This window comes from Microvirga vignae (genome assembly GCF_001017175.1).
GTDB lineage: Bacteria > Pseudomonadota > Alphaproteobacteria > Rhizobiales > Beijerinckiaceae > Microvirga > Microvirga vignae.
The window spans coordinates 69,650-86,340 of the sequence record NZ_LCYG01000003.1 but is presented as its reverse complement, the minus strand read 5'-3'; the positions used below and the strand labels follow the sequence as shown (position 1 = coordinate 86,340).

The 16,691-nt window shown below is 63.9% G+C and carries 14 protein-coding genes; 8 read left to right on the top strand and 6 right to left on the bottom strand.

What is annotated here, in order from left to right; genetic code table 11:
• Window positions 1–54: 54 nt before the first annotated feature.
• The gene (locus AA309_RS00720) at window positions 55–915 is read right to left on the bottom strand and encodes a MurR/RpiR family transcriptional regulator (protein WP_047187056.1); all 861 of its coding nucleotides are present in this window, start codon (window positions 913–915) and stop codon (window positions 55–57) included.
• A gap of 265 nt (window positions 916–1,180) precedes the next feature.
• Between AA309_RS00720 and AA309_RS00715 the strand changes: the two genes are divergently transcribed.
• The 4 genes from AA309_RS00715 (at window position 1,181) to AA309_RS00700 (ending at window position 5,459) form a co-directional block, all read left to right on the top strand.
• Window positions 1,181–2,122, top strand: a complete 942-nt coding sequence (locus tag AA309_RS00715) for a sugar ABC transporter substrate-binding protein (protein ID WP_047187055.1) — start codon at window positions 1,181–1,183, stop codon at window positions 2,120–2,122.
• 74 nt (window positions 2,123–2,196) lie between these two features.
• Window positions 2,197–3,339: an ABC transporter permease gene (locus tag AA309_RS00710; RefSeq protein ID WP_244470211.1), complete on the top strand. Its 1,143-nt coding sequence runs from the start codon at window positions 2,197–2,199 to the stop codon at window positions 3,337–3,339.
• On the top strand, window positions 3,339–4,124 hold the full coding sequence (locus AA309_RS00705; protein WP_200901914.1) for an ATP-binding cassette domain-containing protein: 786 nt from the start codon (window positions 3,339–3,341) through the stop codon (window positions 4,122–4,124). The genes AA309_RS00710 and AA309_RS00705 overlap by 1 nt, the downstream gene beginning before the upstream one ends.
• Before the next feature lie 216 nt (window positions 4,125–4,340).
• On the top strand, window positions 4,341–5,459 hold the full coding sequence (locus tag AA309_RS00700) for a Gfo/Idh/MocA family protein (protein WP_047187054.1): 1,119 nt from the start codon (window positions 4,341–4,343) through the stop codon (window positions 5,457–5,459).
• A 128-nt stretch (window positions 5,460–5,587) separates the two neighbouring features.
• On the opposite strand, the gene recQ is transcribed toward AA309_RS00700, so the two are convergent.
• Complete coding sequence (gene recQ / locus AA309_RS00695) at window positions 5,588–7,390, bottom strand: DNA helicase RecQ (RefSeq protein WP_084730785.1); 1,803 nt, start codon at window positions 7,388–7,390, stop codon at window positions 5,588–5,590.
• Window positions 7,387–8,658 (bottom strand): BaiN/RdsA family NAD(P)/FAD-dependent oxidoreductase, encoded by a 1,272-nt coding sequence (locus tag AA309_RS00690; RefSeq protein WP_047187087.1) that lies wholly within the window; start codon window positions 8,656–8,658, stop codon window positions 7,387–7,389. The genes recQ and AA309_RS00690 overlap by 4 nt, the downstream gene beginning before the upstream one ends.
• A gap of 154 nt (window positions 8,659–8,812) precedes the next feature.
• Here AA309_RS00690 and AA309_RS00685 point away from each other — a divergent pair, with 154 nt between their 5' ends.
• Both AA309_RS00685 and AA309_RS00680 read left to right on the top strand, forming a co-directional pair.
• Entirely contained in the window at window positions 8,813–9,277 is a 465-nt protein-coding gene (locus tag AA309_RS00685) for a CAP domain-containing protein (RefSeq protein WP_047187086.1), read from the top strand.
• An 85-nt stretch (window positions 9,278–9,362) separates the two neighbouring features.
• Complete coding sequence (locus tag AA309_RS00680) at window positions 9,363–11,141, top strand: SLC13 family permease (RefSeq protein WP_047187053.1); 1,779 nt, start codon at window positions 9,363–9,365, stop codon at window positions 11,139–11,141.
• A gap of 7 nt (window positions 11,142–11,148) precedes the next feature.
• On the opposite strand, the gene AA309_RS00675 is transcribed toward AA309_RS00680, so the two are convergent.
• The gene (locus AA309_RS00675) at window positions 11,149–11,421 is read right to left on the bottom strand and encodes a hypothetical protein (protein ID WP_047187052.1); all 273 of its coding nucleotides are present in this window, start codon (window positions 11,419–11,421) and stop codon (window positions 11,149–11,151) included.
• Window positions 11,422–12,022: 601 nt separating this feature from the next.
• Between AA309_RS00675 and AA309_RS00670 the strand changes: the two genes are divergently transcribed.
• Window positions 12,023–13,021 carry a DMT family transporter gene (locus AA309_RS00670; RefSeq protein ID WP_084730784.1) on the top strand — a complete coding sequence of 333 codons (999 nt, stop codon included), beginning with the start codon at window positions 12,023–12,025 and terminating at the stop codon, window positions 13,019–13,021.
• Between the two features lie 137 nt (window positions 13,022–13,158).
• Here AA309_RS00670 and AA309_RS00665 read toward each other — a convergent pair whose 3' ends face one another.
• Window positions 13,159–14,115 carry a hypothetical protein gene (locus tag AA309_RS00665; protein ID WP_047187084.1) on the bottom strand — a complete coding sequence of 319 codons (957 nt, stop codon included), beginning with the start codon at window positions 14,113–14,115 and terminating at the stop codon, window positions 13,159–13,161.
• Between the two features lie 231 nt (window positions 14,116–14,346).
• Between AA309_RS00665 and ribA the strand changes: the two genes are divergently transcribed.
• Complete coding sequence (gene ribA, locus AA309_RS00660; RefSeq protein ID WP_047187083.1) at window positions 14,347–15,459, top strand: GTP cyclohydrolase II RibA; 1,113 nt, start codon at window positions 14,347–14,349, stop codon at window positions 15,457–15,459.
• A gap of 47 nt (window positions 15,460–15,506) precedes the next feature.
• On the opposite strand, the gene AA309_RS00655 is transcribed toward ribA, so the two are convergent.
• Window positions 15,507–16,676: a M20 aminoacylase family protein gene (locus AA309_RS00655; RefSeq protein ID WP_047187051.1), complete on the bottom strand. Its 1,170-nt coding sequence runs from the start codon at window positions 16,674–16,676 to the stop codon at window positions 15,507–15,509.
• Window positions 16,677–16,691 lie beyond the last annotated feature (15 nt).

Genomic DNA, 16,691 nt, shown 5'->3' with positions numbered 1-16,691 from the left:
CGCCGCATCCACGACCGGGATCTTCAATGCGTCTCGTCCGGGATGATGTCTTGGTCAGCTTTCGGCCCGCTTCTCTGCCGTCCCCACAGCGAGCGCCATCGCAAGCGCAAAGGAGGCCGATAAGGAGCGGAAAGCCCCGAAATCCGCCTCCGCCACTTCGAGCCACACATCCGCGCTCGACACCAGCGGGCTGAAGGCTGAATCCGTGATCGCCACCACCGGGATGTTGTTCCGCGCGGCGGCTGCCGCGAGGTCGGCGGTCACCGGCGCATAAGGCGTGAAGCTGATGGCGAGAACCGCATCGCGCTCGGTGGCGGTGGCGAGCTGCTCGGGGCCGAGCTGCGCCACGTGGTCGATCAGGATCGCGCGCACGCCGAGTTTGCCGAAGGCATAGGCGCAATAGGCTGCGATCGGGAACACCCGGCGCGCGCCGAGAAGATAGATCGTGTCGGCCTTCGCCAGGGTCTCGATGGCACGGGAGAGTTCTTCCGGACGCACCGAGTCGCGCATCTTCTCGAGCGAGATTGCGGCCGCGTTGGCAAAGCCTTCGAGAAGGGAGGCCGCATGAACGTGGTCGCCTTCCAGGTCGCGCAGGACGCGCAGGCGCTCACGGTAATCAGGAAAGCGCTCGCGCAGGCGGTCGCGAAAGATCTGCTGGAGGTGAGAGAAGCCGTCATAGCCGAGGCTTTTTGCAAAGCGCACGAGGGTCGAGGGCTGCACGCCTGCATGCTCGGCAATGCCGGCCACCGTGCCGAAGGCCAGTTCCTCAGGATGCTCCATGGCGAAGGCCGCCAGCTGCTTGAGGCGCTTCGGCATCGTCTCCCGGCGGCTGAGCAGCAATGCCCGCAGGCCCTCGTAATCCTCTGGCGCTTCTGTGGCAGTTTCTGCCGCTTCCGTGCTTTTCCCGGTCTCCATGCGTCTACCTTGAATCTCAGACGAGGACCTTGACACCGATCCACGGAAAATGGAATGAATATTCTACTCTATAAACAAAAAGGTTCTGGCGTTCCATCTCTATGAACGACCGGAGCGGCAGAGGAAAGGCCACAAGAGGGTGATTCGCTGACCTCAAGTCATTTGTTCATCCTCTGCGAACTCATGCGCGGCATTTGAGGCCGCTGCCTACACCGCCCGGACTCCGGCCGCGGTGCTCGAATGAGAACCCTTTTGGGAGGAACACATGAAATCTTATCTGACCGGTCTCGTTGCCGCCGCCGCCCTGACCGTCGCAGCCTTAAGCCCCGTCGCGGCCCAGCAGAGCAGCCGCATCATCGTCGTCACCCACGGCCAGGCCAATGACCCGTTCTGGTCGGTGGTGAAGAACGGCGTCGCCGAAGCCGGCAAGGACATGAACGTCCAGGTTGACTACCGCGCGCCCGAGACCTTCGACATGGTGTCGATGAGCCAGCTCATCGACGCCGCCGTGAACCAGAAGCCCGCGGGCCTCGTCGTTTCGATCCCTGATGCCTCGGCGCTCACCGCGTCGATTCAGAAGGCGGTGGCTGCCGGCATTCCGGTGATCTCCATGAATTCCGGCTCAGACGTATCGAAGAAGCTCGGCGCGATGCTCCATGTGGGCCAGGACGAAGTCGAGGCCGGACGCATTGCCGGCGCGAAGCTCAAAGAACTGGGCGGCAAGGTCGGTCTGTGCGTGAACCAGGAAGTCGGCAACGTCTCGCTGGATCTGCGCTGCAAGGGCTTCACCGATGGCTTCGGCGGCAAGGTCACCGTGCTGCCGGTCACCAATGACCCGGCGGATGTGCGCGCCAAGGTGAAGGCGGCGCTCGCTGCCGATGCTTCGGTCGATACGGTCCTGGCGCTCGGCGCAGGCACGGCGGGCGAGCCGACGGTTGCGGCCGTGAAGGATGCCGGCAAGACGGGGGCCGTTCGCGTCGCCACCTTCGATCTGTCCGCCGGCTTCCTCAAGTCGGTCGCTGCGGGCGAGGCGGTCTTCGCCATCGACCAGCAGCAATATCTGCAGGGCTATCTGCCTGTGGCGTTCCTCGCGCTCAACGCGAAATACGGCCTGATGCCCGGCGGCAACGTGCCTTCCGGCCCGAACCTGATCACGAAGGAAAAGGCCAATCAGGTGATCGATCTGTCCGCAAAGGGCATTCGCTAAAGCCTCATCGAAGCCCGCGGTCGCGCTGGATCGCGGGCTTTTTTCACGTGATCATTTTCAAAGGGAGGCTTTCCATGGTGAACACCACCCAGCCGACCGCCGATCTGTCTCCGGCTCCTGCGATCAAGAAGATTCAGGACGAGCGCCTCAAGGAGGTCTCCCTCCTGACGAAGATCATGCGCCGCCCTGAGCTCGGCGCACTCGCCGGTCTGATCCTCGTTGCGATTTTCTTTATCTCCACCGCCGATGCGTCGATGTTCACGCTGGCGGGCATCATGAACATTCTCTCGCCTGCTTCGCAGCTCGGCATTCTCGCGATCGCCGCGGCGCTGCTGATGATCGGCGGCGAGTTCGATCTCTCCATCGGCTCCATGGTCGCCTTCACGGGTCTCGTCTTCGGCGCCTTCGTCACGCTCAGCGGTTTGCCGCTTCTGCTGGCGATTGCGGCGACCTTCGTGGTGGCGGCGATTCTCGGTGGGTTGAACGGGCAGCTCGTCATTCGCACACGACTGCCCTCCTTCATCGTCACGCTCGCTTTCCTCTTCATCCTGCGCGGACTTTCTCTCGTGGGTCTGAAATGGGCGACCGGCGGCTCCACGCAGATGCGCGGCATCGGCGCGCAATCGAACGAGGATTTTGTCCGCGAGATCTTCTCGGGGACTGCGCTCGAGGGTCTTTTCTCCTGGCTCGCCGCCAACGACCTCATCGCAAAATTCCCGAACGGAACCCCCACGGTCACTGGTGTTCCGGTCTCCATTCTCTGGTTCATCGGCTTCGCGCTGCTCGCCACCTGGATTCTGCTGCGCACCCGCGCCGGAAACTGGATCTTCGCCGCAGGCGGTGACGCCAATGCCGCGCGCAATTCCGGCGTGCCGGTGGATCGCGTGAAAACCGGCCTCTTCATGCTCACCGCCTGCGCCGCGGCGCTGGTGGCGATTCTGACCGTGCTCGATGCGGGCTCGACCGATGCGCGACGCGGGTTCCAGAAGGAGTTCGAGGCCATCATTGCGGCCGTGATCGGCGGCTGTCTGCTCACGGGCGGCTACGGCTCGGCCATCGGCGCGTTCTTCGGGGCGATCATCTTCGGCATGGTCTCGATCGGCCTCACGTACACCCGCTTCGACTCGGATTGGTTCCAGGTGTTCTTAGGGGCAATGCTGCTGCTGGCGGTTCTATTCAACAACTTCATCCGCCGCAAGGTGACGGGAGAACGCTGATGGACAGACAAGCTCCGATCATCGAGATCCGCAACCTCGTCAAGCATTTCGGCTCCGTGATCGCGCTCTCGGGCGTGTCGCTCTCCGTCCATCGTGGCGAGGTGATGTGCCTGCTCGGCGACAACGGCGCGGGAAAGTCGACGCTGATCAAGACTCTCTCCGGCGTTCACAAGCCGACCTCGGGCGAGTTCCTGGTGGAAGGCCGGCACGTGACCTTTTCAAGCCCACGCGATGCGCTCGATGCCGGCATCGCCACGGTCTATCAGGACCTCGCCATGATCCCGCTGATGTCGGTGACGCGCAACTTCTTCATGGGGCGCGAGCCGGTGAAGGGCGTCTGGCCGTTCCGCTATGTTGACTTCGACCATTGCGATGCCGTGACCCGCGACGAGATGCACAAGATCGGCATCGACGTGCGCGATCCGCATCAGGCAGTCGGGACATTGTCCGGCGGCGAGCGGCAATGCGTGGCGATCGCCCGCGCCGTCTATTTCGGCGCGAAGGTGCTGATCCTCGACGAGCCAACTTCCGCGCTCGGCGTCGCGCAGACCTCCATGGTGCTGAAATACATCCATCAGGTGCGGCAGAAGGGCCTCGGCGTGATCTTCATCACGCACAACGTGCGTCATGCCTATGCGGTGGGAGACCGTTTCACGGTGCTCAACCGCGGCAAGACGCTCGGCACCTACGCGAAGTCCGAGATCGCCATCGACGAACTGCAGAACCTCATGGCTGGTGGTAAGGAACTGCAGGCCGTATCGGCGGAGCTCGGCGGGATGGTGTAGGCGCATCGATGAGCACCGCCTCATCGTGAATGGCAGGTTCATCATGCGCTGCGCATCATCCATGCCTCTGCACGTCATCACCGGCCTTGTGCCGGTGATCCCAATGGCTTGAGGCGCGGCGCTTTTCCAAGCGGGATGGCCGGGCCATGCCCGGCCATGACGGGGGACTCTCAAGGTGAGAGCAATGGGTTGTTGTTGTTTTCGGGAGCATGGCGAATGAAGTCTCTGAACATCGGCCTCATAGGCACGGGCTACATGGGCAAGTGCCACGCGCTCGCCTGGAACGCGGTCGCTTCCGTGTTCGGCGACGTTCCCCGCCCACGACTTGCGGTGCTGGCGGAGGCCTCGCAGGATCTCGCGGAGAGAAAGGCGCGGGAGCTCGGATTCGAGCGCGCCACCGGCGACTGGCGCACGCTCGTGAACGATCCTGATATCGACGTGGTCTCGATCACCACACCCAATGCCTTCCATCCCGAGATGGCGATTGCGGCGCTGGAGGCCGGCAAGCATGTGTGGTGCGAAAAGCCCATGGCGACGAGGCTGGAGGATGCGGAGCGCATGCTGGCTGCCGCGCGTGCCTCAGGCAGGGTCGCGGCACTTGGCTACAACTACATCCAGAACCCGGCCACGCGCCTGATCCGCCGCATTCTCGACGAGGGGCAGATCGGCGAAGTCAATCATGTGCGCCTCGAGATGGACGAGGACTTCATGGCCAATCCCGAGGATTTCTTCTATTGGAAGAGCGAGGCGTCCTCAGGGTACGGCGCGCTCGACGATTTCGGCGTCCATCCTTTGAGTCTTCTGCGGGTGCTGCTCGGCGGTGTGCGTCGCGTATGCGGCCATATGGCGAAGCCCTACCCGGATCGCCCTTTGCAGGAAGGCGGCCGCCGTGTCGTGGAAACATACGACATTACGACCGTGCTGATGGAGCTGGAGAACGGCGCCTCCGGTGTGCTCTCCCTCAATCGTTCCGCCTGGGGGCGGAAGGGCCGCATCTTCGTGCAGATCTTCGGCTCGAAAGGCACCATCGTGTACGATCAGGAGCGCATGAACGAGGTGCAGCTCTATACGGTCGATGGCTCGAGGGAGACACAAGGCTTCCGCACCATCCTCACCGGGCCACAGCATCCTCCTTATGACAGGTTCATCCCCGCACCCGGTCACGGCCTCGGCTTCAACGATCTGAAAATCATCGAATGCCGCGAACTCATCCGGCGCCTTGCGGGTGAGAAGGCGCACCTCATTGAGTTCGAGGATGGTATCCGCATCGAGCGAACGGTCGATGCCATGGCGCGCAGCGCGCACGAGGGGCGGTGGATCGAGGTGGCTACTTAAGGCGTATGCGGCCTAAGGAATATCCCTCACGTCATCACCGGCCTTGTGCCGGTGATCTCGATCCGTGAAGCGCTGCGCTTTTCCAAGCGGGATGGCCGGGCCATGCCCGGCCATGACGGCAGAAACGCCTAAGCCGCGTGTGCCTTCAGCACTTCGAGGAAGGCGTCGGCATAGCGATCGAGCTTGGCCTGGCCGACGCCGTGGATCTCGCCGAAGGCGCGCGCGGTGGTGGGGCGCTTCGCCGCCATGTCGATGAGGCTGCGGTCGGAGAAGATCACGTAGGCAGGCACGCCCTCTTCCTTCGCCAAGCGCGTGCGCAGCGCCTTGAGATCGAGGAGCAGCGGATCGTCGGAAGGCACGATGGCTTCCGCTTCGACGCGCGAGCGACGGCGACGACGATCGGCAGGCTTCATGAGGACATCGGAGCGCAGTTCGATCCGCTCCTGACCTTTCAGCACGGCGACGCCCTTGTCGGTCAGGGTCCAGCGGCCGTATTCGGCGAGCTCCAGGCTGACGAGGCCAGCCGCGTAGATCTGGCGCAGGAGCGAGCGCCATTCGTTCTTGGAACGGTCCTTCCCGACGCCGAAGGTCTTGAGCTTGTCGTGACCGAAACGAAGGATCGGCTCCGTCCCGTCGCCCACGAGGATGCTGATGAGGTGCTCCGTGCCGAACCGCTCGCCCGTGCGGACGATGGCTGAGAGAATCTTTTGCGCCTCGATGGTGCCGTCGAAGGACATGACGCCTTCGATGCACAGATCGCAATTGCCGCAGGGCTCGGTGGTCTCGCCGAAATAGGCGAGCAGCGTCTGGCGGCGGCAGCGCGGTGCCTCGCACAAAGCGACAAGCGCGTTGAGGCGCTGGCGCTCCACGCGCTTCTGCTCGTCCGCCGCATCGCTGTCCTCGATCTGCAGTCGGCGCAGGCGCATGTCGTCGAGGCCGTAGAGGGTCAGCGTGTCGGCGGGTGCGCCATCGCGGCCCGCGCGGCCGATCTCCTGGTAATAGGCCTCGATCGATTTCGGCAATGCCGCATGCGCGACGAAGCGCACGTCCGGCTTGTCGATGCCCATGCCGAAAGCGACGGTGGCGACCATCACCACGCCGTCCTCCTGCAGGAAGATGTCCTGATTCTTGGCGCGCTCGCCTTGAGGCATGCCTGCGTGATAGGGCAGCGCGCGATAACCCGCCTGGCTCAACGAATCGGCGAGCTTCTCGGTGGCATCGCGCGACGAGCAATAGACGATGCCGCTCTCGTGCCGGTGCTTGTCGAGGAAGGAGAAGAGCTGACGCCGCGCATGCTCCTTGGCCTGCATGGCCAACCGCAGGTTCGGGCGGTCGAAGCCGTGGATGAAGAGGCGCGGCTCCTCCTCGAACAGGCGATGCATGATGTCGCCGCGCGTTGCCACGTCGGCCGTGGCGGTGAGCGCGATGGTCTGCACATTGCCGAGACGGCGGCGCACATCGCCGAGCATGGCGTATTCGGGACGGAAATCGTGGCCCCATTGCGAGACGCAATGCGCCTCGTCGATGGCGAGCAGGTTCACGCCGGAGCGGCCGAGCCACTCGGTGGTTCCGGTATTGGCCAGGCGCTCGGGCGAGGCATAGAGGATGCGCATGCGCCCGTCCCGAACGGAGTCGACCACGCGGCGGTTCTCGTCCGGGTCGTTGGCGGAGTTGAGGCTTCCCGCCTCGATGCCGAAATGGCGCAGAGCCGCCACCTGATCGCGCATGAGCGCGATGAGCGGCGAGACCACCAGGGTCAGGCCTTCCCGGGCAAGGGTCGGCAGCTGATAGCAGAGCGACTTGCCCGCGCCCGTCGGCATAATGGCGAGCACGTCCTCGCCGGACAAAACGGCGCGCACGATCTCCTCCTGTCCTTCGCGGAAGGAGGGAAAGCCGAAAACGTCGTGGAGAATCTTGCGCGGGTCGATCACGGATGCCGTGTGGCCGATGCCGGATTCGAGGTCAATGCGGCATCGGGAATCCGCAGGAAGGAAAGCACGCCTCTGGCCGCCGCAAGGCCGGTGGCGAAGGTGGCCTGGAGCAGGTAGCCGCCGGTCGGGGCCTCCCAATCCAGCATCTCGCCCGCCACGAAGACCCCAGGCATCCGCCTGAGCATGAGATTCCGGTCGAGTTCGCCAAAAGGTACGCCGCCTGCTGTGGAAATGGCCCTTCCCAAGGATTTCGCTCCGCTGAGCGTCAGGGGCACGGCCTTGATGAGCCGGGCCAGGGCATCGGGCTCCACCGGCAGCTGGGGTGCCGATTCGCGCAACAGGGCGATGCCCGGCGGGCTCAAACCCGCCGCCTTGCGCAGGAAGGTGGAGGCGGACTGGCCCTTGCGGGGGGCGCTCAGGCGCTTCGTGAGGGTCTCCAGGGAGAGGTCGGGCCGCAGATCCAGGAGCAGCGTGGCGCTGCCCTGTCGCTCGATGGCGTTGCGCAGACGGCCGGACAGGGCATAGACCGCGCCGCCCTCGATGCCGTCCGCCGTGATGATCGCCTCGCCCTTCACCGTCACATCCTCGAAGGTGAGGGCGATTCGCTTCAAGGGCTCGCCCTCGAAGCGGCTGCGCATCACCTCGGACCAGGGCAGGAGGAAGCCCATATTGGCCGGGCGTAAGGGCGCGACGGCGATATCCTTGCCGTGAAGCCTGCCGACCCAGGAGCCGTCCGAGCCGAGTCGGGGCCAGCTCGCTCCGCCGAGAGCCAGGATGGTCGCGTCCGGCTCACGTTTGACAATCCGGCCTGCGGCATCGGTGAAGATCAGGGCTCCTTCCGCATCCCAGCCCTGCCACGTGTGCCGCAGGGCAAAGCGCACGCTCAAGTCCTCCAGCCGCGTCAGCCAGGCCCGCAGGAGAGGGGAGGCCTTGAAGGACTTCGGGAACACACGTCCGCTCGAACCCACGAAGGTTGCCTCTCCCAGACCCTCGCACCACGCTCGCAGATCCTCCGGACGGAAGGCTTCGATGAGGGGGCGCAAGATCGGTTCAGCCTCCGCATAGCGGGTCACGAATCGTTCGAAATCCTCGGAATGGGTCAGGTTCAGGCCACCCCGTCCGGCCATCAGGAATTTGCGCCCGACCGAGGGCATCCGGTCGTAGACGGTCACCGCGACGCCTGCGCGCGCGAGAGTTTCCGCCGCGATCAGGCCGGCAGGGCCTCCGCCGATGATGGCGGCCTGGGGGGAAGAGGAGGGCAGGGACATGCGCTCAGCTGACGCGGAAAGGGACAAGGGGACGGTCTGGACCCTCAGGCTGCAACATGGCATTCAGCGTATCGGGTCATGGCTTTTCCACATGACCACCACGGGACTTTTTTGCAAGAGGAGCGGTGTCTCAAGCCGCCCCAAGGGGATTTCCATGCGTGTTCTTTTCGTCTCCGCCCTGATCGCTCTGGCGCTTGCGGGCTGCGCCGGCGATACGGCGCTCAACAATAGGGACGTCGTTCTCGCCAGCTCCACCAGGGATGCCGCGGAGGCCGCCAGACTCATCTCCGCCTACCGCGTCTCCAGGGGCCTGAGCCCGGTGACGGTCGACCCGAAGCTCAACGAGGTGGCCGAATACCAGGCGCGAGTGGTGGCGGCGGCCGGCAGGCTCAGCCACGGCAATTTCGCGGGCCGCATGGATAAGTTCGGCGTCATGGGCTATGCGGCCGAGAATCTCTCGGCAGGGGCGGATTCCGTCGATGGCACCATCAGCCGGTGGAAGAATTCCCCCGGCCACAACGTCAATCTGCTGATGCCTCAGGCCAGCAGGATCGGCTTTGCCCGTGCCGATGCCGACAACCGCTACGGCCGCTACTGGGCTCTCGTGCTGGGGCAATAAGGCAGGCTTTCCCGCGCCAAGGGCCGGGCACAAAGAAGGGCGGTCGCGCGTTAGGAACGAGGTTCTCCTCTTTCGCGCGCCCTTCATGACCCATCAGCAAATGCTCTCCTTCGCCATCGTCGCCGGGATGATGGCGCTCTTCGTCTGGGGACGCTTCCGGTACGATCTCGTCGCGGTCATGTCGCTTCTGGTGGCAGTGCTGGTCGGCATCGTGCCCGCCGACAAGGCGTTCTCGGGATTCAGCGACGACATCGTCATCATCGTCGCAAGCGCGCTTCTGGTGAGCGCGGCGGTTGCGAAATCCGGCGTGCTGGAGGCCGCTCTCAACCGGGCGGCGCCCTATCTGCGCAGTGAGCAGAGTCAGGTGATCGTGCTGGTCACGGCCGTGACGGTGCTCTCCGCTTTCGTGAAGAATATCGGCGCGCTCGCAATGATGATCCCCGTTGCGTTCCAGATCGCGCGACGCACGAACACGCTGCCCTCCAGCTTCCTCATGCCCATGGCCTTTGGTTCGTTGTTGGGCGGCATCGTCACGCTGGTCGGCACTTCGCCCAACATCATCGTGTCGCGGGTGAGAGGTGAGCTTTTGGGCGAGCCTTTCGGCATGTTCGATTTCACGCCGGTGGGTGTCGGCATCGCACTGGCGGGCGTGGGGTTTCTGGCTTTCGGCTATCGGCTCCTGCCGAAAGGCCGCAAGGGCGCGGCCTCGTTGGACGAGGCACTCAATATCAAGGACTACGTCACCGAGGCGCGGGTCATCCCTGAATCCGACGTCGTGGGGCAGACGGTGGCGGACCTGCACAAGCTCGCCAATGGCGAGGTGAAGGTGGCGGCCATCATCCGGAACGAGACGCGCAGCTCCAGCCCGTTGCCGGATGTCAGGATCCGCGAGAACGATCTTCTCATGCTGGAGGGCGAATCCGAGGCGCTCGAAAGCACCGTCGCACGCGCCGGCCTCAAGCTCAGTCGCGAGCACCGCCAGCCTGAAACGGACGAGGCAACGGACGAGATCGGTGTGATCGAGGCCATCGTCGGACCGAGCTCCGTACTCGCGGGTTTGTCATCCGAACGGATCGGTCTCTATGAGCGCTTTGGCGTCAATCTCATTGCCGTGAGCCGCAGCGGCGAGCGCTTCAAGGAGCGTCTTCGCACCATCACCCTGCGCCCCGGCGATGTGCTCGTGCTGCAGGGTAATCTCAAGAAGCTGCCGGACACATTGCGCGATCTCGGCTGCCTTCCCCTGGCCGAGCGCGAGATCCGTCTCGGCAATGCGCGCCGTAGCTTCGTGCCGGTCGCCATTCTCGGCGTCACGATGGTGCTCGTCGCCTTCAATGTGCTCCCTGTTTCCATCGCCTTCTTCGGCGCTGGCGTGCTGCTCGTTCTTTTCGGTTCGCTGACACTTCGTGAAGCTTACGAGACGATCGAATGGCCGATCATCGTGATGCTCGGTGCGCTTATCCCGGTCAGTGAATCCATCCGCACCACGGGCGGTACGGATCTGATCGCAGGCTGGCTGTCATCGGCGGCGCAGATGCTGCCGCCCACCGGGGCGCTCGTGCTCATCATGGTGGCGGCCATGGCGGTGACGCCGTTCCTCAACAATGCCGCGACCGTGCTCGTGATGGCGCCCATCGCGGCGAGCTTTGCCACGCAGCTCGGTTTCCGGCCCGATGCGTTTCTGATGGCGGTGGCGATCGGTGCGGCTTGCGATTTCCTCACGCCCATCGGCCACCAGTGCAATACTCTGGTGATGGGTCCCGGCGGCTATCGATTCGGCGATTATTGGCGGCTTGGCCTGCCGCTCTCACTCATCGTGGTGGTGGTGGGAACGCCGCTGATCATGGTCTTCTGGCCTCTCCGTTGAGGAGAAATCATCGCAGGATGGCCGTCAGCAGAAGAGCCGTGCCGGCTGCCGATGAGGTCAGCGCGATGACCATGGACCAGAGATGCATTCGGTTCCGCTCCGCCTGGTTCAGCAGCGGGCGGATGCGCGAATCCGAACGGCCGAAGATGAAGCTGGCATTGCGCTCCGGCCGGGGCCTATGCGGCATGATGCAGAAGCTCGACCGCACGGAGCTGCGCGATTGGCCATAACGATGGTCGCCGGCGCTGTAGGACGGGTGGCGAGAGCTCTGCGGGTTCATGCTGGAGGCTTCCAGGGACGGGTGAGGCCTCTAAGTTCGACCCAAGGGATGAACGAGCCGTAAAGGTCCGGAACAATTCACAACCTTCGTAAATCAAATCTTTCCGCGGTGGCCTATGCCGACTGGGGGCAGAAAGTCGGAGCGCATCTCTGATATCGAGAGCACGACAGCCCTCCCGCCTCATGGCCGGACTTGATCCGGCCATCCACGTCTTTGAACAGTATCTTCAAAGACGTGGATCCCCGGGACAAGCCCGGGGATGACGGAGAGAGCTTCATGTCGGACTGAGTGCTGTTCCCCTCGCACCATGGCCGCATTCGTTTTATCGCCTCATGGCCCACCTCGTCATGGCCGGGCTTGACCCGGCCATCCACGTCTCGGAAACCAGAGCGGTCCAAGGCCGCGGATGACGGGAAGCGATCTCGTTCAATCTCTCACCCGGTCGAACCATCCCCACCCCTCTACGCAAGGGGGAAAAGCAATGTGTTCTGTTCGGTGATCTAATATGGAAGCCGCTGGCTGATGACTTTCATCACAGAAATCGGGTCGCGGACGGCTCTCTTCCATGGCATGAGATACCCCAATCATTCGGGATAGCCTCATGACACAAGCGCCCATCCAAAAGACCATCGCAGCGTCCGATTGGGCGCTGCTCGGGCTTCTCTCCGTCATCTGGGGCGGCTCCTTCCTGTTCGTCGGCGTGGCCGTGCGTGAATTGCCGCCGCTCGTCATCGTGGCGCTGCGGGTGTCGCTGGCTGCGCTGACCCTGCAGATCGTGCTCCGCGCCATGGGCATGCGCCTGCCGCGCGAGCGCCGGGCCTGGGCTGCCTTTTTCGGCATGGGCATCCTCAACAATGTGATTCCCTTCAGCCTGATCGTCTGGGGTCAGAGCCACATCGCGAGCGGCCTCGCCTCGATCCTCAACGCCACCACGCCGCTCTTCACGGTCGTCGTGGCACATTACCTGACCAGCGATGAAAAGCTCACCGGCTCGCGCCTCGGCGGGGTGATCGTCGGCTTCATCGGCGTCGCGGTGATGATCGGCTCTGCTGCGCTCACATCGCTGAACACCAACGTGCTGGCACAGCTCGCCGTGCTGGGCGCAGCATTGTCTTACGGCTTTTCCGGCGTGTTCGGGCGCCGCTTCAAGACACTCGGCATTCCGCCGCTCGTTGCCGCGGCCGGGCAGGTCACGGCATCGAGCTGCATTCTTTTGCCCGTGAGCTTCATCGTCGACAGGCCCTGGACGCTGCACATGCCGAGCATGGCGACCGTTCTGTCGCTTCTTGCGCTCGCGCTCGTCTCGACGGCGGTTGCCTACCTCATCTTCTTTCGCCTGCTCGCACGTGCAGGGGCGACGAATGTGGGTCTCGTGACCTTCCTCATTCCGGTCAGCGCCATTCTCTTCGGTGTCCTGCTTCTCGGCGAGACACTGGAAGTGCGACACATGGCGGGCATGGCGCTGATCGCAGCCGGCCTCATGCTGATCGATGGGCGGCCTTCTGCTGCGATCGGTCGGTGGTTTGGCGCTGGAGCATTTTTCGGCGAAGTGGATCCGGTTCGCCGTCAAAAGATGCGTCTCGGCAAAGAAAAGAACTGATCCCGCTGACGCGGGATCAGTTCTAGCGCATCGTGCGGAAAAGTGGACCCGGTTTTCCGCACGATGCGCTCCTCTCAAGAATGAGCATCGGAACGATCCCAAAAGTGCAAGTCCACTTTTGGGATCGTTCCGATGCTCTAGTGAGCCGGCTCCGCGCGGAAACGGTTGAACATCATGTCCGGTGCGCTGGTGTTGTGGCGGGAGGGCACGAGCCGTCCCATCCACGCATCGGTCGCCATGGCGTCGCGGAAATTCATGATCATCTCCTCGCGCCAGGAGCGGACCTTCTCCTCGCGCACGGCGATGCGCGCCACATCCGCGTTGAACTCCGTCACGTACATGGAGCGCAGCGTGGCGAAAGGTACGCCGGTGACCGCCTGATCGAAGCTCACGTCGAGCGTCATGCGTTCCTCGTTGAGATTGGCGACCGTCACATGGGCCTTGCCGCCTTTGGCGAGGGTGAGCGTGAAGCTCATGGTCTTTGGATCGAAAGCCACATCCTTCAGGTTGGCGACCGGGCGCTGATCGAACTCCACGGGGCCGACGATGAAGGACGAGCCATAGGCCGTCCATTCCAGATGCTGCGGCGGCAACGGCTTGATGCGCCAATAACCGTCTCCCGGATATAGGGCGATCACCTCCTCCGCCTTGTCTTTGTGCTTCTTCAGAAGCTGCAGCAGGTGGATGTCGCGCGAAACCTTGCCGCTGATGGTCACCGTGGTGTCGCTCGGGCGCCAGAACTCGCTGAAGGAGAGGCCCATGATGCGAACCTGATCGTCCTCGAAGAGCGTATGCATCACCGGATGCGGCTTCGTGGAGGTCGCCTCCGAGATATCCTCGCACGCCGTCCAATCCGGCTCCCAGCGGTCCTGTTTAAGGCTGCCCATATAGGCCGGGTGCACCGCCTCGATCCTGAAGCTCTTCACTTGCGGAGAGGAGAAATTGACGGCCACATTGTCCTTTTCGGCGCAGAGCACCGGCTCGCTCGTATTGGTGACCTGAACGGCCAGGCCGTCGAGGGTGGCGGCCTGCGCCAGGGAGGTGAGGCCAAAGAAACCGAGAGCGAGAAACCGGGGGAGGAGCGTGCGGGCCATCAAAACCATCTCTGAGAAAACTGTCTGAGCCGTATCGAACGGCACAGATAGCTCGGCTGAGTGGCCCCGTCGAGCGGGCCTGTTGATACGGCATGGCAGCCATCCCGTCTCCAGGATTAGGGTTCCAGGCCCGCCTGTGATAAGGTGCCTCCAAGCGGCAAGCTTGGCTTTAAGCAGCCAGGTGCCCAAAATCTCCATCACGAAAAGGGCCTTTCCCTGAGTTCATCGATGATGCGCCTCACTTTAAGCCTGTCCGACAATCCCGCCACGACCTCGGTCGAGCGGGCGATCATGGAGTTCCGCAGCGCCCGTCCCGTCGTGGTCGATGGGGCCGAGGGCAGCGCCCTCGTGGTCGGCGTCGAGGATCTGGACGAGGCCAGGACCGCCGAGATCGAGGCCGTGGCCGGCGGCCGTGCCCATCTCGTGCTGCCGGCCGCACGCCTGCGCCGTCTGGGGCTCGACCGGGACGTGCCCGGACGTGTGGCTCTGCCGGTCGTGGAGCGGGAGCGGATCGAAGCTCTGGCCCTCAAGCTCGATAGCCGCATCGACGCGCCGGTCCGGCCAGCCTGCGGCCTGGGCGAGGAGGCGCTGGAGCTCGCCCGCCTCTCCCTGGTTCTGCCCGCCGTGATCGTGGTGCCTCTGTCCGACGGTATCGAAATCGATCCCTCCCTGGTGCGCGTCTCAGGGACAGCCATTCGCGATTATCGCCGTGCCAAGGCGGCGGATCTCTCCCTCGTCAGCCGCGCGCCGGTGCCGCTCGAAGGTGCGCCCACCAGCGAGTTCGTGGTGTTCCGCGGAGGCGAGGGATTGCGCGATCAGGTGGCGATCATCGTCGGTAGGCCGGATCTCTCCAAGCCCGTGACCGTGCGGCTCCATTCCGCCTGTCTCACGGGCGATCTCTTCGGCAGCCTCAAATGCGATTGCGGCGACCAGCTGCGCGAGACCGTGCGGTTCATGGCGAACAACGAGGGCGGCATCCTGCTCTACCTCGATCAGGAAGGACGCGGGAACGGCATCGCCAACAAGATCCGCGCCTATAAGCTCCAGTCACAAGGCTACGACACCTACGAGGCCGATGAGGTCTTGGGATTCGAGGCGGATCAGCGCCGTTTCGATTTCGCCGCCGTGATGCTGAAGAAACTCGGCGTGAGCGCAGTGCGTCTCATGACCAACAATCCGGAGAAGATCCGGGCGCTTTCGGAATCTGGTCTTGAGGTGATCTCCGACCACCGCGTGTTGGGGCGCCCGACGGCGGAGAACGTGAGCTATCTCGCCGCCAAGCGGGATCGCGCGGGCCACTATATCGACCTGGAGGGGCTGCTCGCCTGCTCCAACAAGGACTAGAGCTGATTCCATTGGCATGGAATCAGCTCTAGTGATGAGCCGAGGCTCTAGCGAGCCGGCATTCCGGTTTCGATGATCTTCGCCCAGAGCGACACGCCATAGGGCGTGGCGGCATCGTTGAAGTCGTAGGCCGGGTGATGCACGCCTGCCGTATCGCCGTTGCCGACAAAGATGTAGGCGCCGGGGCGCTTCTCCAGCATGTAGGAGAAATCCTCCGCGCCCATCTCGGGCGGGAAGTTCGTCTCCACCGCGCTCTCGCCCGCGACGGCTTTCGCAACGGAAGCGACGAACTCGGTTTTCTCCGCATCGTTCACCGTCACCGGGTACCCGCGGTTGTACTGGATGGTCGCCGTCGCGCCGAAAGCCGCACAGGTGCTCTCGACGATGGTGCGGATGCGCGTTTCGGCGAGTTCGCGAATGGTGGGCGAGAGCGTGCGCACGGTGCCGAGCAGCGTTGCCGTCTGCGGGATCACGTTGAAGGTGTCGCCTGCCTTGATGGTGCAGACGGAGACGACCACCGATTCCAGCGGATCGACGCCGCGCGAGGCGACAGACTGCAAGGCGGTGATCACATGCGCCGCCGTGACGATGGGATCGATGCCTTTGTGCGGGTAGGCCGCATGGCCGCCCTTGCCTTCGATGGTGATCGTGAAGCGATCGGCCGCCGCCATGGTGGGGCCCGTGCGCATGGCGAAATGGCCGACAGGCACGCCCGGCCAATTGTGCATGCCGTAGACCTCCTGGATGCCGAAGCGCTCCATGAGGCCATCCTTCACCATGGCGTCGCCGCCACCGCCGCCTTCTTCCGCCGGCTGGAAGATCACGACCGCCGTGCCGTCGAAATTGCGCGTCTCAGACAGATACTTCGCCGCTCCCAGCAGCATCGCCGTGTGGCCGTCATGGCCGCAGGCATGCATCTTGCCCGGCGCCTTCGATTTGTAGGGCAGGTCGGTGGCTTCCATGATCGGCAGCGCGTCCATGTCCGCGCGAAGGCCGATCACCTTGCCGGATGAATTGACACGTCCCCTGATGACGCCGACCACGCCCGTGCGGCCGATGCCGGTCGCCACCTCGTCGCAGCCGAAGCTCTTCAGCTTCTCGGCCACGATCCCGGCGGTGCGATGCACGTCGTATTCGAGCTCGGGATTCTCGTGGAAATCCCGGCGCCAGGCCGTGATCTCGTCGGCCAGATCGGCAACGCGGTTGATGATGGGCATGGGACATCCTTTGCA